The sequence below is a fragment of the Acidaminobacter sp. genome (assembly GCF_030247605.1).
Taxonomy (GTDB): domain Bacteria; phylum Bacillota; class Clostridia; order Peptostreptococcales; family Acidaminobacteraceae; genus Acidaminobacter.
In genome coordinates, this window is record NZ_JAOTSB010000012.1 from 63,394 (window position 1) to 84,739 (window position 21,346).

Below are 21,346 nucleotides of genomic sequence, written 5' to 3' on the forward strand. Positions count from 1 at the left end.
CCCGTGTTCCAAGAGAGTCGCTACCGGTGTGAATGCGACATCACGGCATACTTATGCTCGCTCTCGAACCGTCTGTTCGAACAGGACCAAGCATTCCAGCCCTTCATACGGCTCGAACCGCTGAAGTCCCGAGTAGGTCAGGCCGCGTGCTCGCGTTACAGGGCAATGGTTCTGTCATATACGCTGACACGACCTGATCGAGTGATGTCCAGGAACTGGGCATACATAGAGTGGTACCGCGGAGTAAACTTCGCCTCTAACAAACAGAGGCGGAGTTTTTTTATTACCCACACCCTTATGTCACACCAGAAACGAAAGGAGCTAGATGTAAAGTGAGAGTAGCGGACATTATCATTAAAGCATTTGAAACGCAGGGAATCACAACAATCTTTGGTTATCCGGGCGGCGCAAACCTGCCGCTTTATGATGCACTAAGACTAAACACAAATGTCAAACACGTCCTTGTCCGCAACGAGCAGGCAGCAGCCCACGCGGCAAACGGATATGCCCGCGCAAACAAAAAAATAGGCGCCTGCATGGCGACTTCGGGACCGGGCGCAACTAACCTTATCACCGGAATTGCAACAGCTTATATGGACTCCATTCCCATGATCATCATTACCGGCCAGGTTAAGTCCGACCTCATAGGCAAAGACGTCTTCCAGGAAGCGGATATTGTCGGTGCAACAGAATCCTTTACTAAGCATAATTATTTGGTCAAGAACCCAACTGAAATTCCAAGAGTTTTGGCCGAAGCTTTTTATATTGCGACAACAGGAAGACCTGGACCGGTACTAATCGACATTCCACGCGATGTGCTTGAAGCGCGTATCCCATTCTCAGTTCTTCCAAATATCTCTATTCCGGGGTATAATCCAACGACAGAAGGCCACGCCGGACAAATCAAGCGTGCACTGCAGAAACTGAATGCAGCCAAGCGCCCTATCATTTTTGCAGGCGGCGGTGTCATAGCCGCAAAAGCGACCAAGGAACTTCAAGCTTTCGCGAACGCGGCAAACATCCCGGTCATCAACACCCTGATGGGTCTCGGTTCTTTCCCTATGGATTCACCGCTCTTTATTGGCATGGTTGGTTATCATGGCCAGGATTACGCCATGGAAATCATAAGCAAAGCTGATTTTGTCCTGATCGCAGGCTCCAGAATGTCTGACCGGGCGACACTAAACTTTAAAGCTTTGAGCCCTCAAGCAGACGTCGTTCACATTGACATTGACCCGGCAGAAATCGGAAAAATCTTCAATCATCAGATTCCGATGGTCGGCGACCTCAAACTGATCCTCAAAAAACTGGTTGAAAAGATCACACCACTGGAGACCAAAGACTGGCTGGAGGAAATTGCCCAGATCAAGCCAAAACTTGATCCTGTCATTGCCAACGACTCAAAAACAGTAAGTCCAAAGATCGCCCTTCGCATCCTTTCTGAGAAATTGGACAATGACGCCATTCTTGTCGCGGATGTCGGTCAGAATCAAATCATTGCCGCGCGCAACTTCCCATACAACGGCAATAGGATGTATCTCACTTCAGGCGGCCTGGGCACAATGGGCTACAGCTTGCCGGCGGCTATTGGCGCAACTTATGGCGCTCCTGACAAGCAAGTCGTCAGTGTGGTTGGAGACGGCGGTATTCAGATGCTGATCGCTGAGCTTGGCACATTAAAGCAATCCGGTCACAAAATGATGGTTATGCTGTTTAACAACCATCGGCTGGGTATGGTTAGAGAACTTCAGGATACACAGTTTAACAGCAACTACTATGCAGTGGACTGGGAATTCACCCCGGATTTTGTCAAAATCGCGGAAGCCTATGGTCTGCCGGCTGTTCGGGTCACTTCAAATGCAGAGGTTGGCAAGGCAATTGATGCTGCCCTCGCCGCAGACGGTCCTTACTTTATTGAATGCATGGTTGATCCTGAAGAGAATTGCTTAACGTAAACTGAGTTCATGATGCAGATGTAGGAGGCTCATATTATGGTAGTCCAAAAACGTTTTATTTCCCTTTTGGTTGAAAATAATGCCGGTGTGCTCAGCCGAATCGCCGGCCTTTTTACCCGGCGCGGTTACAACATAGAGTCATTGACCGTTGGCGAAACAGAAAATCCACGAATTTCACGGATGACCATTGTCATGACCTGTGACTCCGCAACTTTCGAGCAAATCAAAAAACAGCTGAACAAGCTGATTGAGGTCATCAAGATCACTGAACTCAAAAATGACAACGCTTTGATGAGGGAGCTCATCCTCATTAAGTTAAAGGCGAATGACAATGACAGATCCAAGCTCATTGAAATCAGCAACATTTTCCGAGCCAAAATCATAGATGTGACCATGTCCACCATGACCATTGAGCTGACCGGCGACGAAATTAAAGTCAGTGGTTTTCTTGAGATGATGCGGCCATTTGGCATCGTCGAGTTAATCAGAACTGGATTCTGCGGTATCGAACGGGGCTAGTAACGACTGCTTTACAGCGCTTCAATTGGCAGAATAAATAAACCCTCCGGACTTGTGATCTTTCCCATCACAGTCCGGAGGGTTTTTCAGTTCGCATTACAGCATATTGAGACCTTCTGCTTCCAGGGACTTCATACCCAGAAAGCGTTTGAGGTGAATTCTGACCTCGCCCTTTCTGGCGTCAGCGCCCTTAAAGACATAGACCCTAAGTCCATCCTGATTAAAAATGTCATATTTGTGAATTGGATCTTTAGGAGGGCCAAAATGAACTGTGGGCTCGCTGACGGGGACACAGCTGTTTCCTGCAGTAAACAGATCCAGAGTCAGCTCAGTTTGGCCTTTCTCAGCAGCGAGCTTCAAAACTTCTTCAGAGATGATCAGCTTAATGTTGAGATTCCCCCCTTCTTTTCTCAAATCAACGCGAGTCAGCGTCTTACTCAAGGAACCGCGCTACTTCGCTTCTTTAGGCACAACAACTTCATTAGAAAAGAGAACTTTGTAAGACAGCTTGATGAGCACCAGCGCTAGGACAAACAGCACCGCGCCAAAGATGACCAGAGCGTAGTTACCGCCTGCCAGGTTCGTCCTGACCAGGAAAACAAGTGCCGTCAAAGTGACCGCGAACATGAAGACCATAGGGACTTTGATCATAGTATGCGCCTTGCCGGCTTTTTTAAGCCATGCTGCAGCCGCGAGAAGTGCCAACGCCGCGAGCAATTGGTTCGCTGATCCGAAGACCGGCCATACTTTCGCGTATCCGGTTGCGCCGAGCCAGCCGCCAACTGCGACCGTCACCAGCGTCGCGAAATATCTATTGGTCAGCAGCTTGGTCGCCCCTGTTGCCTGAGCTTCACCCTTGTCAAAGAATTCCTGGAAGATAAAGCGTCCAATCCTGGTTCCTGAGTCGAGGGAAGTTAAAGCAAAAGCGGAAACGGCCAATGCAACAAAGGATTTTCCAAGTGCTATGTCTATGCCGATGGTCGTCATAAACGTACCAACTCCATCTGCGAATACATTAGTTGGTCCTCCTGCTGCAAGGAGCTCTGCCAAACGGTCCGCGCCTATATAAGCGGCAGTGATCAGTGAAACGACCGCGAGAACGCCTTCAATCAGCATGGAGCCATAGCCAATCAATTTGATGTCTTTTTCTGAATCAATCTGCTTGGAGGACGTACCTGAGCTGATCAGGGAGTGGAATCCGGAGATCGCGCCGCAGGCAACCGTAACAAACAGAATTGGAAACATGTAACTGGTCCCGACTTTAAAACCGGTAACGGCCGGCAGCTGGATGTCAGGTCGGAAGAACAATAGTCCAACAACCGCGCCGCCAATCATAGCATAAAGCAGGAATGAGTTCAAATAATCTCTCGGCTGAAGCAGGATCCAGACCGGAGTAACTGAAGCGACGAAAATATAGGCTAGAATGAAGGCATACCAAACCTCAAAGGAAGCGACAATAGGAAACTGTACGCCAACCCAGACACACGCGAAAAGGAGAATAACGCCTACTATGGTTGCCGGCATGAGACCAATGCCCATTCTGTTTGTCGCGAAGCCAAAGACCACAGCGAGCGCAATGAACAGCAGGGATGTCGTCGCGACAGACGGCACACCAACGAAGCTGTTGGCGACGATATTCGCAAAAGCTGCGATAACAAGCAGCAGTGTTACCCAGGCGAATAAGTTGAATAGTTTCTTGCCCGTATCGCCAATAGTGTCCTCGATGACATTACCGATTGATTTACTGTCATGTCTCACAGAGGCGAACAGTGAAGCGAAGTCATGGACGCCTCCGAAAAAGATGCTGCCAAAGACAATCCATAAAAATACCGGTACCCAGCCAAAAATGGCAGCGGAGATTGGACCGACAATAGGTCCTGCACCGGCGATGGACGCGAAGTGGTGACCTAAGAGTACCGGCGCCTTGGCAGGCACGTAATCCACCCCGTCACCCATAGTATGGGCAGGCGTTTTTCGACTGACGTCGACGCCCCATTTCTTGGCGAGCCACGAACCATATGTAACATAAGCAATTAAAAAGACAATGATGGAGACAGCAATGAGTGTTAAAGCCATAACCCTACCTCCCTAATGATCTATTGTATCTCGGACCTCTGCAGTTGTCCGGGATGACCATGCAAAAGGCCTCGCCCCTGTTCAGGGGTGGGCTTGAAGCTATGTAACCTAGAACCAAATACACTTAATTCTTTGAAGCTAAACCACCTCTGCGGTGCCGATGGTATTAAAAAATTTCGCCGCCTTTTTCGCTTCCCTGCTCGCGGTTACGGTTTGACTTTCTGTCTCGATCAGGATGATTCTGAATGAAGTCCACCCCTTGAGGCCAAGCCAGTAAGACTGCTGCTTTCTATACCGCTCAACTTTGCGTCTAATTTCCGGATCCACGGGCCCTGATGTCAGAAGAACCCCCGTCACGACCGTAGACATGTGCTCTTCGCTTGGAACCACATGGCGTTCGGCTGCTTCCAGCATTGCCGCTTCAAGTCGGTCTAACCAGGAACTGTCCAAATCCTCTAAGGCTTTCACGAAGCAAAGCTCATTGTTTTCAAATGCATACATAACCGCGGATTTGAACAACAAATAGGCTTCATTTCTAATATTGGAACGCGCGGCAAGATCAAACCGGATATCGCCGTAAAGCATTTCAGACTCCGGCAGAAAATCAAAATAGCGTTTTAACTTATCTCTAAGCTGCTCCAAATGGTTTGATGTCACGTTGAACACCCCGATTCCAATTTTGTATTATCGTAACACAATTCTGATAATTCGGGACAGACATTGCATGAGTTACCAAATTCCATGCATGAAATACCGTGTTATTCTGGTTACACTTAAGTTTTGCGCACGCAAAAGGCATATGACATCCAAATGAGTAGCCTTTGTGGCTCAGACTCATATTTAATCACTTGGATGCATATGCCTTTTTCTATCATGTAAGTTTACTTGTTGATTTCCTCAGACGCTTCAGCGACTTCATCCTCAACGGCTTCTTTAACTTCCTCTGCGTCTTCTTTAACTGCCTTAACCTTGGATTTCACTGTTTTCTTAACCTCTTCGACTTTTTCTGAACCAGCGTCTACAACGCCTTCGAAAAATTCTTCTGCATCTTCAAAGAAGTCTTCTGCAACCTCTTCAGCATCTTCAAAAGAGTCTTCCAGTTTTTTCTTTTTGGCGCTCAAGAGGCCACTGGCCTTGTCTTTAAGATCCACAGCTTTTTCCTTAGCGCCTTCCAATGCGCCTGAAGTCGTGTCCACAACTTTGTCAACATTCGCTTTTACTTTTTCCGCACTGTCAGAAACCGTTTGTTTGACATCTTCACGCAGTTCTTTACCGGACTTAGGTGCAGTAAACAAGGCGACGAGTCCTCCCAGCAATGCACCAATACCAAGACCGGCACCTACTTTTTTAGCATCTTCTAATTTTTGTTTTCTGGCAATGGCTGCTTTTTTCTGTTTAAGTTTTTTCAACATGAGATCCACTCCTTTTGCCTATATTTTATTTTCCTTACCACCATTTATAACCAGTTAGATATTATCTAAACACAGCGTTTCGAAATTCTGTATCGTATCCCTTCAAATTCTTGACTTTTCACAGGTTTAACGATACTATTTTACTTTGAATGACACTGAATCACTCCAATTCATGATTATAAAGGAAGCTGAGTATGTCTGATATGATTTCATCATTACAAGAAAACGTTCGCAAGCGTAGAACCTTCGCGATTATCTCCCATCCGGATGCGGGAAAAACAACTTTGACAGAGAAACTGCTTCTGTACGGAGGCGCCATCCGCGAAGCCGGTTCGGTCAAATCCAGACGGGCTGCCAAGCATGCGGTTTCCGACTGGATGGAAATCGAAAAACAGCGTGGTATTTCGGTCACGTCCAGCGTTCTCCAGTTTGAATATGACGGCTACTGTGTGAACATCCTGGACACACCGGGTCACCAGGACTTCAGTGAGGACACCTACCGCACCCTGATGGCAGCGGACAGCGCTGTCATGGTTGTCGACTCAAACAAGGGTGTTGAGGCTCAAACGAAAAAACTCTTTAAAGTTTGTAATATGCGTGGCATTCCTATCTTTACCTTCATCAATAAACTCGACCGTGAAGGCCGGGATCCCTTTGAGCTCCTGGAAGACATTGAGAAGAATCTAGGGATTCGCTCGGTGCCTATCAACTGGCCAATTGGCTCAGGCAAAGAGTTTAAGGGTGTCTACAATAGGCAGACCCAGACTATTGAGCTTTTTGGAGACAGCAGCCACGGCCAATCTAAAGGACAGTCCATCACGGGAAACCTTGAGGATCCTCAGATCATTTCACTGCTCGGGAATGTTCTCCATAAAAAACTGATAGAAGATCTTGAACTCCTGGATATAGCCGGAGATGAATATGACCTTGATAAGATCCTTAGCGGCAAGCTGACGCCAGTGTTCTTTGGCTCCGCCCTCACTAACTTTGGCGTCCGTCCGTTCCTGGAAACCTACCTTGAGGTATCCCCTCCGCCAGCCGCGCGTTCCAGCAATCTGGGGCCAATCGATCCAGTGAGTGACAATTTCAGCGGGTTCATTTTCAAAATCCAGGCGAATATGAATCCCAACCATCGGGATAGAATAGCTTTTCTGCGTATTTGCTCCGGAAAATTTGAAAAAGGCATGGCCGTGAACCACGTCCAAAAGAATAAGAAGGTGACCTTGTCTCAGCCTCAGCAATTTTTGGCCCAGGACCGCGTCATTGTCGAAGACGCCTATCCGGGAGATATCATAGGCATCCACGACCCAGGCATATTTAATATTGGGGACACACTTTGCCAGGATAAGTCTCTTCTGAAATATGACGGAATCCCCATGTTCGCGCCGGAACACTTTGCCAAGATTTACACCAAAAATGCCCTCAAGCGAAAGCAGTTTGTCAAAGGAATCTCACAGCTCTCTGAAGAAGGCTCTATTCAGGTCTTCCGCAGGCCAAATGTAGGTGTTGAAGAGCTGATTATTGGGGTTGTCGGCGTGCTTCAGTTTGAAGTACTCGAGTACCGCCTGCTCAACGAATATGGTGTCGAGGTACAGCGCCAGCCACTGCCATACCGCTATATCCGCTGGATCAAGACTGATGGTCCTTTCGACAAAAAATCCTTTTCGCTCCCTATGGACACTTTGATTGTTGAGGATGAATATGAACACCCTGTTATTCTGATGCAAAATGAATGGACCATTCAACAGGTTCTGGACAGGAATAAGAATGTTCGTTTGGAAGAAATTGCGTTGAGAGGCTAACAGACGTGCACAAATAGAAATGATATCGCAAATAGAGAGCTTGCTCTCTGATTTGCGGTATCATTTCTATTTGTATAGGGCGCAGCCCACGACCCCGAGCCCGGCGAAGCCAGGCTAGGGGTGCACGTCGGTTAGCGAGGTGTAACTTACACCCTTGCGCAGCCCGCGACCCCAAGCTCGGCGCAGCCAGGCTAGGGGTGCACGTCGGTGAGTGAGGTGTAACTTACACCCTTGCGCAGCCCGCGACCCCAAGCTCGGCGCAGCCAGGCTTGGGGTGCACGTCGGTGAGTGAGGTGTAACTTGAGCTAAAGGGATACCGCAAAAGAGAGCTTGAGGGCGAAGCCCGATAACCAAAGTTCGGCGAAGCCATACTTTGGGGGCACGTCTGCTGGTGAGATGTAACTTACTACCTAGCGCAGCCCACACCTCCACTGTTATGTCACCGCATTTCCTGGGTATCTATATAATGCGGAAACTTTGCATCCCGCAGGGCAGCCACGCCTTGGAATGACATAATCCGAAACCGTCATCCACCCTGGTCTAGCCTGATTCAGGACAAAGGAGAGTTACATGGATACGTTTAGAAAGCAAGATCTTGAACGTTTGCTCCTCGTCGAAGCAGAAGGCTGCGTAACTATTTATCTGCCGACTTTTAAAGCCGGTCCGGAAGTTCAGCAAGCCCCTATTATGTTAAAAAATCTCACCAGGGAAGCCGAGGAACGGCTGGTACAGCTCGGGCGACGCAGACCGGAGGTATTAGAAACACTGAAGCCTATTGAAAGATTGATCCATGACACCGAGTTCTGGAAGCATCAGAACGAAGGGCTCGCAGTGTTCCTGACCCCGGATACGTTTGAAACCTTTAGATTGCCCGTTCATTTCGAGCCATCCGTCAGCATAGATCTCAAGTTGAATGTCAGACCGCTGCTCACACATTTGCATGGTGACGGCAACTTTTACATTCTGGCTGTCAGTTTAAATGATGCAAGATTTTTCAAAGCCGGCAAATTTGAAATTGAAGAGCTGGCAGTAGAAAACCTGCCTCTCAATAAAGATCATGCACTCGGACTTGACAAATCTCAGTCCATTTCCCTGAAGAATGGCGCCGGTGCCGCCTTAGGCGTTCCATCTCACGGCTCCCTCGAACTCAGTGATATTGAAAAGACCGAGATTCGACAGTACTTCAGAAAAATTGATCACGCCCTCATGGAGCTTCTGAAATCCGGAAAAGAACCATTGGTAGTCGCAAGCGTGGAAACCCTGTTTCCTCTTTATAAAGAGGTCAATACTTATCCTCACCTGATGGATGAATGCCTCAAAGGAAGTCCTGAGACACTTTCTCCTGCCCAGCTCCACACCAAAGCTTGGCCTATGGTCAAAGATCACTTTGCAGCGCCTCTTAAGCGCGCGAGAGAAAAATTTACCATGCTTCATGGCCAGGAGAGCCCGCTCGCGTCTGCTAAGTTGGAGGACATCTTTTTCGCAGCCCATCAAAACCGAGTCGAAGCTCTTATGATGGCGAAAAATGCCGGTCAATGGGGTACTTTCGACCTCGAACAGCAATCCCTGGACGCTGCTGAAGTTCCAGAAGTGACCCACAGAGATCTGCTGAGTGCCTTGACCGCCCCTGCTCTGCTTTCAGGCGCAGCTGTCTATATGCTGGATCTGGAAGATATGCCTGAGGGCGAACCATTGGCAGCGTTATTCAGGTATTGATCAGAGATTTAAATCTGGAAAGCGGAGTTGACAGGCGTTAGCCTCTGACACTGCCTTCCACTTAAAAGAGATGACCTCGGCCCCCCGAGGTCATCTCTTTTTTACCATCTTGCATCCCTACTTCTTACTTTACTCCAAAGGCTTATCCAACAAAATGTTCCCAAGCGTCGCGCCCTTCTGACCTTCCACAAGAATCTGAACTTTCTCAATACTTGGAAATTCCTGCAGCGTCTTAAGGATCGATGTCAGCGTCATAATTTCTCCGGCGCTGCCGCCCGAATGATTATCTACAAATTCCTTGGAGAAATCTACTGTACAGATCCCATTGGCAATAGAAATGGCGAGGAGTCTTGTCCCCTCAGGAATTGTCGCTCTTAGATTTTCGCTCTGAGGTCCCCAGATAAGGCCTATAACTGCAGCTCTGGCAACGGCGCCGTCAGAAACCAGCATGGTTCGGATTTCAGGGAGGACACCATCAGCCTGAGGCGTGGCGAAATAAAGTGTCACCGGTACCTGAGTCAGCTTACCGCCCATGTACAAACTGTAAGAGACCGTAAAACTGGAATCTGAGAGCTGCAGAAGCTTTTCAAAGGACAGAAGTCCGGCGCCTTCACGAATCACCCGGACTTCGTAATAAGGTGAGCCAACCTCTTGATGGCGTACCGTGAACTGCTTTTTGCCATCCACAATTTCAACCTTCTGAATGATCGCATCAATCTTAGCTGTGAGGCCACTCTGATCCATAAGGGTCTCAGTCCAGGTTGTCCCCGCGACCAATGGGGTTTCGATCAGCGTCAGCCGGTCAAATTTTGAATCCAGCATCATGGGTGCCGTCTTTTCCTGAATGAGCGCATTGCCCTGGAGAATGTAGTTTAAAGAGACCCCGCGCCCCAAATTACCCTCGCCATCCGAGCTGTCCGATACCTCGCCGGAGATCACATAGGTCCTTCGGTTCGACGCATCTTCAATCCGATCCAGAGTCACAGTATGGCCATATTCAGCAAAGCCGTTGTAAATCCAGGTATGTCCAATCTCAGAGGGAAGCAGTGCCGCAAGCGCGTCACGCTCATAAATGAGATCGTTGATCCCCGCGGTACTGGTATAGGCATTCCAGCGTACATCCTTGCCCAGCAGCTCTGCAACCTCGCGCATTGGCACATAGGTGCGGTTGTTATAGAGAAAATTGTCCATGGTGACAGGGTCCCCGTTGACTTCAACGCGAATCAGATTGCGGTAGACGCGGACCATCTCGCTGGTATCCTCGCCAACGGAGAGCATAGATCCTGCCGCAAAGGCTGCCGCCAATAGAAAGATGACCATAAAAAGCCAAACTTTTCTCATCAAGTTCACCTCCAACAGGTGAAAAAAATGATGCGTTTGAATCAAGCGTAGTTCATTCAAACAGTGAGCTCACGAAAAATGATTTTAGTGCCTTAATTTACAAACTCCAGTATGGCTTGAATCACCTCCACGGACACGTGACCAGCCGTATTGTATTCCTCAGGCGTACTAAGAGCACCCACTACGGGGCTGCCAGATCCCGTCATCATGAGGTGGTTGAGTTCAGGAAAAGTTTCCAGTTTGACGCCGTTCCTCCCGGAAAGCGCCGCCTCCCAGAGACCAAAGTCTGCCATGGTCACCTGGTAATCACGCTCCCCTTGCAGGATGAGCATCTTCAGGTTGAGCGTCTTCGCCACTTCAGCCGGCTGGTAGCCCTGAAGGTCCAGCCAGTAGGCTGCCGGAACCCCAAGAAGTTGATCCAGTGGTGTTTTCGGATCCAGCTTTGGATCCTGAATACGAACGACATGTTCTTTGACTTCCTCGAGATTTGCAGTTTCATATTCTGTCACATCCCCATCAATGCCGGCAAGATAAGTCATCTGCTCCAGCATCAGTTCCTCCAGAGGCCTTGCTGCCCCCGCCATGATAATCAGCCCGGCGAGTCCATTCGCTTGTGCGCCAATCCTGGGTGCCAGCATTCCGCCGAGGCTGTGGCCCAGCACATACACCCGCGACGCGTCGACCTCAGGCATGGCCATAGCCAGCTCTACTGCCAGAAGCGCATCCTCGATCGTCTCCTCCTGAACCGTCAGCTCAGGCACTTCCGCCATCAGCTTCTGTCCGTGCACCAGCGTCCGTTTGTCGTATCTGAGCACAGCGACACCCTCCGAGGCCAGCCCCAGAGCCAAATCTTTAAAAGGCTTGTTTGGGCCGATGGTCTCATCACGATCATTCGGTCCCGATCCATGAACGAGGACCACCAACGGCCATTCTTGGCCGCTCCCTTGTTCCCCAGCAGGCAGCGTCAATGTCCCCGGGAGCGCCCAGGCCCCCTCGCCAATCACGACCTCGCGCTCTTGAATCCTTTCCAAATCAGCGTAATTGGGGGCTGAATAAGGCGGTGTCTCCACTGCGGTATCTTCGGCAGGCTGGAAGAAGAGACCTGCAATTCTATGGTCGCCATTGAATACCATTCGAATGTTCAAGGGTGACTTTTCAAATTTCACGGTGGCAATAATCACTTCATAGCCTTCTGAAGTTTCCTGCTTTCTGCTTATTTCATTCTGATAAGGGCCAACCTGGGAGAGGAGCTGCTCCCATAGGTCTCCAAGCTTGTCGGTTGGTATGGCTTTCAACATTTCAGCATCAAAGTAACCTGATGCTGCTTCAAAATCCTCCGCCACCAGCGCCGCAATAAAATCTGTTGCCAAGTCATTGATCTCCCCTTCTAAAGGTGCCAGAACCGCTGGTTCCTCAGGTTTTGAGCAGCCTGTCATGGCCATCACGCCGGAAACAAACAACACCATGATGAGCCATCCCAATCGCTTAATTTGAGCACCGCTTTTTAATGAATTTTCAGTACCATTTTTCAATGTAACCACGACCTTCCTGTTTGCTGTTGAACCTGCTAAGTATTTAACTTATACCTGTTTTTTCAGCAATTAACCGTTTGGCGAAGGAAAAGTAGAAGAGCAGCACTGATCAGCGGAAGAGAGTGACTTCGTCTTTTATCTGTTGATCCCGCTTCCAATTCATATTACCGTCTTTCCTCTTTCCTCTTTCCTCTATTTCAAAACAACAAAAAGCCACCTCGGGAATAAACAACCCAAAGCGGCTTCAGAGTATCCTCACTCTTGTTAAAAAAATCTGGTAATAGCCATATTGATAAAGTAAGCTGCAAACAGCAGCAACATGGTCCTCGTTCAGACCGGAATTTTTTTAAACCAGGGACGCTTCAACTCTTGCATTATTTCAACTCCTTTAAGTCAATAAAGTCACAATGAATGTTATCTTAATCTCATTACATAGGTTGGCTCTTCCTGTTGCAGATCTTCATGCCACTTCATGCCTTCATATTGAAAGCCAAGCTTCTCTAGAACTTTTCCTGAAACGACATTTCGGGGATCGGTTGAGGCTACAATCCGTTCTATAGATTGTACCCCCCGTGCATAAGAAATGCAAGCCTTTGCCGCTTCTGTGGCATAACCTTTGCCCCAGTACGCTTTGGCGAAATGGTAAATCAGTTCTGCTTCCTCCTCAGTCTCCCCGGGATTGAAACCGCAAGCACCTATCATGTGCTTATATTTTTTTTCGAAGACACCATAGACCGAAAGCCCGCGACGCTGCTGCAGCTCAGCGTAATAGCCAATCGCTCTGAGCTCACGCTCACGAGTTCCCGGTCCTCCGCAAAACCCCATGACCTCCTCATCCCCCCAGAAGGTCATGATGTCCTCAAGGTTTGATGGTTCAAGCAATCGCAGTCCAAGACGTTCGGTTTCAAACAGAAACATGATCATTGCCCCTTTGGCATAATATTTTATCTTGAATGTCCTTCAAATTAAAATTCCGGAGATTCAGCCTTGTATTTGGGTAATTACAGACAAAGCACTGCGTGACACTATTTCAATTATAGACCCAGCCAACAGACGTTTCAACCCAACCGGAGGAGATTGCCGTATGTCAGAACACTACCACTTTGACCAGATCTTAAATCGATCTAATACAGACTCGCTTAAATGGGACTGGATGAACAAATTTCTCCCCAAAGCCCCAAAAGATGCCTTGCCACTATGGGTGGCAGATATGGATTTTCCCGTAGCCGAACCAATCCTTCAGTCACTGAGGACTTGCCTTGACCGAAACATCTTTGGTTATAGCTATTACAGATCTGAAGCCTATCTTGACGCTGTCACAGGATGGTTTAAAAGAAAATTCGACTGGGTTATAGACCCTCAGTCCATCTATTATAGCCCAGGTGTCGTTCCGGCTATTGGGATGCTCATCCGGCTTCTGACAGCGCCTGACGACGCGATAATCATTCAGCGCCCGGTATATTATCCATTTACTGATAAAATAATCAACAATGGCCGTCAAGTGGTCAACAATCCGCTTAAAATCCAAAACGGTCGTTACGAAATGGACTTCGAAAATCTCGAAGCACATCTCAAAAACCCCGAAATCAAGGGCTTAATCTTATGCAGTCCCCATAATCCAGTCGGACGTGTATGGACACCTGATGAGCTTGAACATGTTGTCGAGTTGTGTAAAACCTATGACAAATGGATCATTTCAGATGAAATTCACGGAGATCTCACCCGTAAATCTGTCACCCATTACCCACTGGAAGTCCTATGTCCTGATTACAAGCATAAAATCATCACCTGTACAGCACCTTCCAAAACTTTTAACCTGGCAGGACTACACCTCTCCAATATCATAATAAATGATCCTGATCTGCGCACGCGCTGGACTGAAGAAATTGACGGACGTCTCTCAGTGGGTATGGCAAGCCCATTTGCTATAGTTGCAGCCATATCTGCCTATAACGAGGGCGATTTCTGGCTAGAACAACTCAAAGACTATCTGGATGGCAACATCCGTTTCGTAAGCGAATTCTTCAGTACACACCTTCCAAAAGCGATCGTCTATGAAACTGAAGGCACCTACTTGGTTTGGGTTGATTTGAGCCATTACGAGTCGGATCCTGTCAAGCTCGAGAGTTTGATGCTGCAAAAAGCGAAAGTCGCTTTGGATGAAGGTTATTTCTTTGGACCGGAAGGCAATGGGTTTGAACGCCTCAATGTAGCTTGCCCACGAGAGACGCTGGAGAAAGCACTAAACAGCATGAAAACCGCCATTCTTAGATAATTTAAAATCAATGCAAAAACAAAATAGGAAGTTGGTGCCATATGACAGTCATTAAGACAGACAGTCTAAACGCCAACTTCCCTTTTTTTCAAGGATCAATAAGTTCACTTCAAAAAATCCTAGTGGATCTTATCTACAAATCACATATTTATGTTTAATGCTTTTATTTTGATAGTCTAAAACAGGTCACTTCGACGCTCCATCAGCACCACATCGTGCCAAGTACCGTCCTCCATCCTGCCTAGGCGCTCTCGAATTCCTACTTCCCGGAAACCGCATTTTAAATGTAGTCTGCGACTAGCTGTGTTAGCACTCAAAATGCCCGCCCATAGAGTCCAATAACCCGCCTGCTCGGATGCTTCAATTAATGCCGTCAGCAGCGCGGTTCCGACACCTAGACATTTACTGTTTGCAGCGACATAAATACTGAGTTCAGCTACACCCGCATAGCTGTTTCTTTTTGACGTTTGGCTCAGGGCAGTCCAGCCTAAAATATTGTCACCTTGCCTGGCCACCAAACGACACCCTTCTATATGTTCCGAATCCCATTCCTTCCAGATAGGTACCTGTGTTGCGAAGGTGGCAAGCCCAGTGTCTATGCCCGCCTTATAAATTGCAGCGACCTGAGGCCAGTCCTCAGGCTTCATGGAATCTATTACAAAATTCACAAATTCCCCTCCCCTTTTAATATAAAGGGAGGAAATACTTGCACAAAGAGTCAAAAATCAATCTCTTTTGCAGTTACTTCCTCCCTCGTTTTACAAATTTATATACATGCCCTATTTCACTGCATTTTGAATCTTGATTAGGTCCTCATCTGTTAGGGATACCAGGCCAGCGTTGACGTTTTCAGCCACTTGTTCAGGTCGTTTGCCGCCCGGAATAACGGCATCGACGCCTTTTTGATGCAGAAGCCATGCCAATGCCAGGTTGGGGAGGATGGTATTCTTTTCATCGGCAATCATCTTGAGTCTTGAAACCCGGTGCAAATTTTCTTTAAACTGAGTTTCATTAAACAGAGCCACTTTATTTCTCCAGTCCTCAGGGGACAGTTTGAAGTCCAGGCTGTATTTGCCGCCAAGGATTCCAAATGCCAGCGGACCGTAAGGCACGAAAGCAATGCCCGCTTCGACGCAATACGGAAGCAGCTCTTCCTCTGCTTCTCGCTGGAGCAGGTTGTAAGCGCCTTGATAAGCGCTGATCAAACCGCTGCGGTTGGCTTCTTCCAATTGATCCCGCGTTGCGTTGGAAAGTCCGATTGCCCTGATTTTCCCTTCATCTCTCAGCCGCTCCAGGGCGCCAACAGACTCTGAAAGCGGCACTTCAGGGTCCACATAATGAATGTAATAAAGGTCTACAAAATCTGTCGACAGCCGTTTCAGACTCGCTTCAAGGGCAGCTCTCAAATATTCCGGCCGATTGTTGATTTTTCTGCTCCCATCCGCGCCATATTGAATGGCGCCTTTCGTTGCAATGACGACATCCTGTCTTCTGCCGCGAAGCTCTTCACCCAGTAGTTCCTCTGAGCGCCCCAGACCATAGGCATCCGCTGTATCGAAAAAGGTAATACCCTGAGAAAGGGCTTCTCTGACGAGGGCTCTTCCCTGTTCTTCGTCCAAAGCACTGTAGAGATTATGACCGCCAACAGCATTGGTCCCAAGACCAATCCTGGAGATTTCAATGTCCGTTTTCTTGAGTTTAATTTTTTGCATCTCTTACGCCCCCTTCAAAACGTTATGATCTGATAGCCCTTTTCCAAATAGTCCGCCATGGAAGGATGTCCGCTCATATCCCCGGTTACAGGAATACCAGTGGATTCATTGAATTCGAGGACGCCCATTTTTGCAGAGCAGGCTTTGCAGATGCAATCCAACAAACCCTGTTCCTTCGCTTTCATGTAAAGAGGATTCTTTGTGGTTTCCAGCTCTTGGATGAGCTTCACAGCCTCACCTTCTATAATAATGGCCACCGCCTCTGCGCCTCGGGCTTTTAAATCCATTGCGTTGAGCAATACATGGACAAAGCACATGGCATTGCCATTGAAAGCGAAAAGTGCGTATTTACTCATAGATTTTCCTCCTCAGATGTCAATAATCTCAACGATTTGTCTGCAAACATAGCCATAAAGAGAACCGGAACCGAACCCTGTACTACCATCAGCGGATCATAAACCCTAATGCCTGAAATGATGGGAACACCAAACCCTCCCGCGCCTACAGTAGCGCCTATTGTCGCCGCCGAAATATTGATCACCAGCGCTGTTCGGATCCCTGTCAAAATGATTGGGGCAGCAAGGGGAATGTCAATGTGAAGGAACTGCTGAAAACGGGTCATACCCATACCAGTTCCGGCTTCTCTGACACTGTAGGGAATGGTCTCCATCCCCACTATGGTATTTCGAACCACCGGCAATATGGCATACAAATAAAGTGCCAGCATACAGGTTAAATTGCCGTACCCTAAAAGCGGCACAGAGAGTGCAATGACAGCCGCACTTGGAACGGTTTCACCAATGGCACTCACGGACAGCACCAGAGATTTCAACTCTGCGTTTTGAGTTAAATGGACCAGACTTCCCAACAATAGTGAGGTGACGACTGCCAGTGACGTCGAAACCACGACTATGAAAAAATGCTGCCATGCCAGCATATGCAGCGGCGTTCTCATCTGCAGTGCCGCACGCTTTGGAAGCCAGGGAGATAAAACCGAAATCCCTTCGTCAAAAAAGAAGATCCAAATTAAAAAGCCAAAGGCATATAGCCCGGGAACGAGCCACTTTCTAATGCCCTTTGTGGAAATACCTTTGCCTCGAAACGAGACTGAGTGTGATGGATCTGTATCAGACGCCTCAATAAATCCTGATGTCTTCATAACTTAGACACCTCACTCAGATAATTCGCAAGATCATCATATTCTACTCTGACAAACCGACCACTTTCACTTTCAATAGGGACCGCATGTAAGCCCAGCCTCATCATTTCTGAAAGCACCTCTTTAAGGCTGACATCCGACTGTAGCACAATGTTTCCGGACTCAGGAATCGCTTCGAGCCACTCAGGCAGCTTCTCCAGTCCAAGATCCCTTGCACTGAAGCGCTTTAGAAGCTTCAGTGGATATTCACTGCCCAAAAAGCTTTTCACAAATGGATCCTCAATGTCGCCGGCAAATTTTCCCGGGGCGCCTGCGTCCAGGATCAGACCCTGATTCATGAGAACCACGCGATCCGCCAGAAGAATGGCTTCTTCCACATCATGGGTCACGAAGACGACAGTTTTTCTCAGTGCTCTCTGGATCTCCATAAAGGCCAGCTGAAGCCGCTCCCTGGTTAAAGGGTCCACCGCGCCAAACGGCTCGTCCATGAGCAGTACGGGCGGATCCGCGGCCAACGCCCGGCATACGCCAACCCGCTGTGCTTCACCGCCTGAGAGCTCTCTTGGCTTCTTTAAACGATAAGCGTCAGGTAAACCGCTCATCTCCATCAATGCCTTAACCCGTTCTTCGATGTGAGATTCCGGCCACTTCAACAGCCGTGGTACGACAGCAATGTTGTCATGGACATTAAAATGAGGAAATAAACCTACTCCCTGAATACAATATCCAATCTGCCGTCTCAGCAGCTCCGGCGCATAATCTGCAATATTCTTTCCATTGACTTCAATGCTCCCCGCGTTGATGCCCACCATTCTGTTTATGGTTTTTAGAAGCGTGGACTTTCCGCATCCAGAAGGGCCAATCAACACTGCGCATTGTCCCTCAGGCACCTCAAGATCGACGCCTTTCAAAGCTTCCTGAGCCCCATAGGCTTTATATACCTGTGTCAAGCGAATCATGCGCCACACCCACCCGCTGCGTCATACGATCTTCAAATAGTTTAAAGACTACGTCAAAAATCAATGCCATCAAGACAACGGGAATTGTCCCTAAAATAACCAGGTCAGTAGCCGATTGTGATAACCCCAGAAAAATAAGCGCACCCATCCCACCGCCGCCAATGAGCCCAGCGAGAATAGTGTTGCCGACATTTTGCGTCACCGCAGTCCGGATTCCCGAAAAAATTACAGGTAAAGCAAGCGGCAGAAGGACTTGCCTGAAAATCTGCCGCTTGGTCATCCCAATAGCCACCGCACTGTCAACCACTGCAGCTTCCACTTGATCAAATCCCGAAAAGGCGTTCGCTGTGATTGGCAGCAGGCAGTAAAGCGTCAGTACAATAAATGCCGGCGCAAAACCGACCCCACGAATCCCAAGGTCTGCAACCAGAGGGACATTTCTGGAAAGATACGTCAACGGGATCATAATCAGACCCAGCAGCGACAAGGTTGGCGCCACTTGAAACAGATTGACGACACCAAGGATCCATTCTCTCAACCGCTGGTGTCTGTGGCAGACATAACCAAGCAGGATCCCCGGCAGCAGAGCGACAGCTGCAGAGGTCAGGGACAGCGTCAGATGCCGGCGCAGTTCTGCGTAGAACGTGACCTCGATATTAATAAACTCTTTGTAAAGTGCCAAATGGGGTGTGAGTCCCACCCCCGGCACTGCAATGGCAAATAAAACGGTCAGCGTCATCAGAATTCCGCCGCGAGGTGCCCCGCTTTGCAGTATAAGGATACCGGCAAACAGCAGCCAGAATCCCGAGCTCAGCGAAATCCTGGCGACCTCCATGTCAAAGCTCTCCCCGGCAGGACTAGCCTGCGAAAGCAGCAGCATCAGAAGACCGGGAACAAAGCCCAGAAGCCAAGGTACCACGTAGAGCACCATTGAGTTCCGAATGCGATCCCTAAACACATAAAGTCCGGCTGCGATTACTAAAACCACCACTGCTGCTATCAGGCTTTTACCTTCCAACAGCGTCGCTGCGTTCAGAGGAATGCCCCTGACCACGCGGTTAGGCCTGAAGGTGCCAAGTGGTAAAAGAACCAGGGCAGGAACAGCCAGGGTCAGACCCACTCGGGCTTTTAAAGAGGTTTTTCTCATTATTTTAGGAATCCGTTTTCTTTAAGATAAGCATCTGCAACCGCTGCAGCGTCTTTCCCATCATAGGCCACCTGAGCGTTGAGCTTCTGAAGGGCTTCCAGATTCAAAGATTCAAAGATAGGTTTCAAAAGACCCTCAATTTCAGGGTAAACCTCCGCGACCTCACCTCTGAGTACCGGTGCCGGCAGGTACACCGGAGGCACCTGCGCCGGATCATCGACAACGACGAGATTCATTTTGTCAAGAGCGCCATCTGTGCCGTAAACCAGCGACGCGTTGACATCATTTGTGCCTTCTGACAGGGCTTTCAGCATTTCGGCCGTGTTACCGGACGACAAAATTATAAGCTGATCATCCTTCAGCTTGAAACCGTAAGCTTCTTCGTAGCCGAGCAATCCCATGGCATTCTCGGCGAATCCCGCGCTGCAGATCAGTTTGAACGGCTTGCCATCATTGATGTAGCTGGCAAGATCCGTCATGGTAACAATACCGTTTTCCTCTGAAAACTCGCGTTTAATGGCGATCATTTCAGTGTTATTGGCAGAAGCCGGCGTCAGCCAAAGGAGATTCATCTTCTCTTTGTCAAGTTTGGCTGTCAACTCGTACCCTGTCTGAGGGTCATTCCAAATTGAAGTATCTGTGGCATCTTCAGGATGATAATATTGACCGGAACCTGTATAATCCAGCACCAGATCGACCTCACCGTTTTCCAGCGCCTTTCTCAGAATATCCGGAGTGCCAAAATTAACTTTATCGACAGTTTCAATGCCATTTGCATTGAGTACCTGAATGATCATTTTTCCAAAAATGCTGCCCTCTGAGTCCAGCATAGTGGCGACGACAACCGGTTCTTTTTCGACTTCAGAAGGCTGCTCAGCAGGCGCTTCAGCCGGTGTCTCAGCGGGTTGGCTGCACCCCGTTCCAAGAGCGAGGGTCAGGATCATTAAAAGTGCCAGTAAGAACCATTGTTTTTTCATAATATACCTCTCATAGGTGTGTCATATTTGATTTTGTCTTTTTGTTCACCGCCCAGCAATATTCTGAAATATGCCGGCGTATGAAAGAAGCCGTTACAGGTGCGTAACGGCGTGTTTCTATACATCAGAACTCCATACGCTTAACGACAAAGGACTCCAATTTTTTCAATTCAATCTCAAGGGCGTCAACTTCCTTTTCATTGCCAGGTAAAAATTCGAGAATCAACAAACCCTTGGAGCTGCAAGATCCTTCACCTGGTGTGTCATGAAGGCCAAGACGCGTCTTGATGTAACATCCATAGCGCGTTAAAAGTTCTTGAACCTTGAGCGCCTCCTCTTCTCTATGACCAATCAAAATACCCATAATAATTCTCATCCGACCATCCTCCTTTAGTGTGCTTGAAGAGTTTTCTCTTTCAGTCCTCCTGACAGAGGCGAACTACATCACTTCGATGATACCCGCTTTTCAAAGATATACTCAGACTGGAAAACGAAGGAGATTGATTATTTTAACGCATACTCTTGAATATTCAAACAGTTTACAAAAGAATGAAAAATATTTTTGTTACATTTTGTAGAATGCTGTGCGATTTTGTGAGGCGCATTCTATAATGAGCCAACGTCATTATTGTTACATATACCTAGATTCTACGTGCAATCTACTCATATAACCCTTTAAGCAAGTATTTATAATCGTTAAGCCAAAACCATTCTTTCACCCAATGGGTGAAAGAAAATTGCAGCAAATTAACATCTATTTGTAT

Annotated in this window: 20 protein-coding genes; 5 read left to right on the forward strand and 15 right to left on the reverse strand. The window is 48.1% G+C overall.

Annotation, left to right across the window (positions count from 1 at the left end; all coding sequences use genetic code 11):
* Window positions 1–332 precede the first annotated feature (332 nt).
* Window positions 333–1,955: a biosynthetic-type acetolactate synthase large subunit gene (gene ilvB / locus OEL90_RS07570; protein WP_291404246.1), complete on the forward strand. Its 1,623-nt coding sequence runs from the start codon at window positions 333–335 to the stop codon at window positions 1,953–1,955.
* 36 nt (window positions 1,956–1,991) lie between these two features.
* Window positions 1,992–2,474, forward strand: a complete 483-nt coding sequence (ilvN, locus tag OEL90_RS07575; RefSeq protein ID WP_291404248.1) for an acetolactate synthase small subunit — start codon at window positions 1,992–1,994, stop codon at window positions 2,472–2,474.
* Window positions 2,475–2,570: 96 nt separating this feature from the next.
* Here ilvN and OEL90_RS07580 read toward each other — a convergent pair whose 3' ends face one another.
* From OEL90_RS07580 to OEL90_RS07595, 4 genes are all read right to left on the reverse strand, one after another.
* Entirely contained in the window at window positions 2,571–2,915 is a 345-nt protein-coding gene (locus tag OEL90_RS07580) for a CC/Se motif family (seleno)protein (protein WP_291404250.1), read from the reverse strand.
* A 9-nt stretch (window positions 2,916–2,924) separates the two neighbouring features.
* A complete protein-coding gene (locus OEL90_RS07585) occupies window positions 2,925–4,550 on the reverse strand; it encodes a carbon starvation CstA family protein (protein ID WP_291404252.1) in 1,626 nt (541 codons plus the stop codon).
* 138 nt (window positions 4,551–4,688) lie between these two features.
* Window positions 4,689–5,207, reverse strand: a complete 519-nt coding sequence (locus OEL90_RS07590) for a hypothetical protein (protein ID WP_300687736.1) — start codon at window positions 5,205–5,207, stop codon at window positions 4,689–4,691.
* A gap of 224 nt (window positions 5,208–5,431) precedes the next feature.
* Window positions 5,432–5,962, reverse strand: a complete 531-nt coding sequence (locus tag OEL90_RS07595) for a YtxH domain-containing protein (protein WP_300687738.1) — start codon at window positions 5,960–5,962, stop codon at window positions 5,432–5,434.
* A 194-nt stretch (window positions 5,963–6,156) separates the two neighbouring features.
* Between OEL90_RS07595 and OEL90_RS07600 the strand changes: the two genes are divergently transcribed.
* The gene (locus tag OEL90_RS07600; RefSeq protein WP_291404258.1) at window positions 6,157–7,764 is read left to right on the forward strand and encodes a peptide chain release factor 3; all 1,608 of its coding nucleotides are present in this window, start codon (window positions 6,157–6,159) and stop codon (window positions 7,762–7,764) included.
* A gap of 570 nt (window positions 7,765–8,334) precedes the next feature.
* Complete coding sequence (locus OEL90_RS07605) at window positions 8,335–9,480, forward strand: hypothetical protein (RefSeq protein ID WP_300687739.1); 1,146 nt, start codon at window positions 8,335–8,337, stop codon at window positions 9,478–9,480.
* 129 nt (window positions 9,481–9,609) lie between these two features.
* Here OEL90_RS07605 and OEL90_RS07610 read toward each other — a convergent pair whose 3' ends face one another.
* The 3 genes from OEL90_RS07610 to OEL90_RS07620 all read right to left on the reverse strand — a co-directional run bounded on the left by OEL90_RS07610 (window position 9,610) and on the right by OEL90_RS07620 (window position 13,271).
* Window positions 9,610–10,821 (reverse strand): GerMN domain-containing protein, encoded by a 1,212-nt coding sequence (locus OEL90_RS07610; RefSeq protein ID WP_300687741.1) that lies wholly within the window; start codon window positions 10,819–10,821, stop codon window positions 9,610–9,612.
* A 92-nt stretch (window positions 10,822–10,913) separates the two neighbouring features.
* A complete protein-coding gene (locus OEL90_RS07615) occupies window positions 10,914–12,287 on the reverse strand; it encodes an alpha/beta fold hydrolase (RefSeq protein ID WP_300687743.1) in 1,374 nt (457 codons plus the stop codon).
* Window positions 12,288–12,767: 480 nt separating this feature from the next.
* Window positions 12,768–13,271 carry a GNAT family N-acetyltransferase gene (locus OEL90_RS07620; protein WP_300687745.1) on the reverse strand — a complete coding sequence of 168 codons (504 nt, stop codon included), beginning with the start codon at window positions 13,269–13,271 and terminating at the stop codon, window positions 12,768–12,770.
* A 166-nt stretch (window positions 13,272–13,437) separates the two neighbouring features.
* Here OEL90_RS07620 and OEL90_RS07625 point away from each other — a divergent pair, with 166 nt between their 5' ends.
* Window positions 13,438–14,628: a MalY/PatB family protein gene (locus tag OEL90_RS07625; RefSeq protein ID WP_291404267.1), complete on the forward strand. Its 1,191-nt coding sequence runs from the start codon at window positions 13,438–13,440 to the stop codon at window positions 14,626–14,628.
* A gap of 176 nt (window positions 14,629–14,804) precedes the next feature.
* On the opposite strand, the gene OEL90_RS07630 is transcribed toward OEL90_RS07625, so the two are convergent.
* From OEL90_RS07630 to OEL90_RS07665, 8 genes are all read right to left on the reverse strand, one after another.
* Entirely contained in the window at window positions 14,805–15,296 is a 492-nt protein-coding gene (locus OEL90_RS07630) for a GNAT family N-acetyltransferase (protein ID WP_291404269.1), read from the reverse strand.
* Window positions 15,297–15,407: 111 nt separating this feature from the next.
* The gene (locus tag OEL90_RS07635; protein ID WP_291404270.1) at window positions 15,408–16,340 is read right to left on the reverse strand and encodes an aldo/keto reductase; all 933 of its coding nucleotides are present in this window, start codon (window positions 16,338–16,340) and stop codon (window positions 15,408–15,410) included.
* 14 nt (window positions 16,341–16,354) lie between these two features.
* Complete coding sequence (locus tag OEL90_RS07640) at window positions 16,355–16,696, reverse strand: hypothetical protein (RefSeq protein ID WP_291404272.1); 342 nt, start codon at window positions 16,694–16,696, stop codon at window positions 16,355–16,357.
* Window positions 16,693–17,499: an ABC transporter permease gene (locus OEL90_RS07645; protein ID WP_291404274.1), complete on the reverse strand. Its 807-nt coding sequence runs from the start codon at window positions 17,497–17,499 to the stop codon at window positions 16,693–16,695. The genes OEL90_RS07640 and OEL90_RS07645 overlap by 4 nt, the downstream gene beginning before the upstream one ends.
* On the reverse strand, window positions 17,496–18,458 hold the full coding sequence (locus OEL90_RS07650) for an ABC transporter ATP-binding protein (protein ID WP_300687749.1): 963 nt from the start codon (window positions 18,456–18,458) through the stop codon (window positions 17,496–17,498). Before OEL90_RS07650 ends, OEL90_RS07645 begins: the two co-directional genes overlap by 4 nt.
* Entirely contained in the window at window positions 18,433–19,605 is a 1,173-nt protein-coding gene (locus OEL90_RS07655; protein ID WP_300687751.1) for an ABC transporter permease, read from the reverse strand. Before OEL90_RS07655 ends, OEL90_RS07650 begins: the two co-directional genes overlap by 26 nt.
* Window positions 19,605–20,582 carry a glycine betaine ABC transporter substrate-binding protein gene (locus OEL90_RS07660; RefSeq protein ID WP_300687753.1) on the reverse strand — a complete coding sequence of 326 codons (978 nt, stop codon included), beginning with the start codon at window positions 20,580–20,582 and terminating at the stop codon, window positions 19,605–19,607. The genes OEL90_RS07655 and OEL90_RS07660 overlap by 1 nt, the downstream gene beginning before the upstream one ends.
* 124 nt (window positions 20,583–20,706) lie before the next feature.
* Window positions 20,707–20,958 (reverse strand): hypothetical protein, encoded by a 252-nt coding sequence (locus OEL90_RS07665; protein WP_300687755.1) that lies wholly within the window; start codon window positions 20,956–20,958, stop codon window positions 20,707–20,709.
* Window positions 20,959–21,346: the final 388 nt, after the last annotated feature.

Bases quoted from the DNA above. Each gene is read 5' to 3' on its own strand.
- OEL90_RS07655 (WP_300687751.1), bottom strand. From the start codon at position 19,605: ATGAGAAAAACCTCTTTAAAAGCCCGAGTGGGTCTGACCCTGGCTGTT.
- OEL90_RS07595 (WP_300687738.1), bottom strand. From the start codon at position 5,962: ATGTTGAAAAAACTTAAACAGAAAAAAGCAGCCATTGCCAGAAAACAA.
- OEL90_RS07600 (WP_291404258.1), top strand. From the start codon at position 6,157: ATGTCTGATATGATTTCATCATTACAAGAAAACGTTCGCAAGCGTAGA.
- OEL90_RS07605 (WP_300687739.1), top strand. From the start codon at position 8,335: ATGGATACGTTTAGAAAGCAAGATCTTGAACGTTTGCTCCTCGTCGAA.
- OEL90_RS07645 (WP_291404274.1), bottom strand. From the start codon at position 17,499: ATGAAGACATCAGGATTTATTGAGGCGTCTGATACAGATCCATCACAC.
- ilvN (WP_291404248.1), top strand. From the start codon at position 1,992: ATGGTAGTCCAAAAACGTTTTATTTCCCTTTTGGTTGAAAATAATGCC.
- OEL90_RS07650 (WP_300687749.1), bottom strand. From the start codon at position 18,458: ATGATTCGCTTGACACAGGTATATAAAGCCTATGGGGCTCAGGAAGCT.
- OEL90_RS07635 (WP_291404270.1), bottom strand. From the start codon at position 16,340: ATGCAAAAAATTAAACTCAAGAAAACGGACATTGAAATCTCCAGGATT.
- OEL90_RS07640 (WP_291404272.1), bottom strand. From the start codon at position 16,696: ATGAGTAAATACGCACTTTTCGCTTTCAATGGCAATGCCATGTGCTTT.
- OEL90_RS07585 (WP_291404252.1), bottom strand. From the start codon at position 4,550: ATGGCTTTAACACTCATTGCTGTCTCCATCATTGTCTTTTTAATTGCT.
- OEL90_RS07615 (WP_300687743.1), bottom strand. From the start codon at position 12,287: ATGGTGTTGTTTGTTTCCGGCGTGATGGCCATGACAGGCTGCTCAAAA.
- OEL90_RS07620 (WP_300687745.1), bottom strand. From the start codon at position 13,271: ATGTTTCTGTTTGAAACCGAACGTCTTGGACTGCGATTGCTTGAACCA.
- OEL90_RS07665 (WP_300687755.1), bottom strand. From the start codon at position 20,958: ATGAGAATTATTATGGGTATTTTGATTGGTCATAGAGAAGAGGAGGCG.
- OEL90_RS07660 (WP_300687753.1), bottom strand. From the start codon at position 20,582: ATGAAAAAACAATGGTTCTTACTGGCACTTTTAATGATCCTGACCCTC.
- OEL90_RS07610 (WP_300687741.1), bottom strand. From the start codon at position 10,821: ATGAGAAAAGTTTGGCTTTTTATGGTCATCTTTCTATTGGCGGCAGCC.
- OEL90_RS07625 (WP_291404267.1), top strand. From the start codon at position 13,438: ATGTCAGAACACTACCACTTTGACCAGATCTTAAATCGATCTAATACA.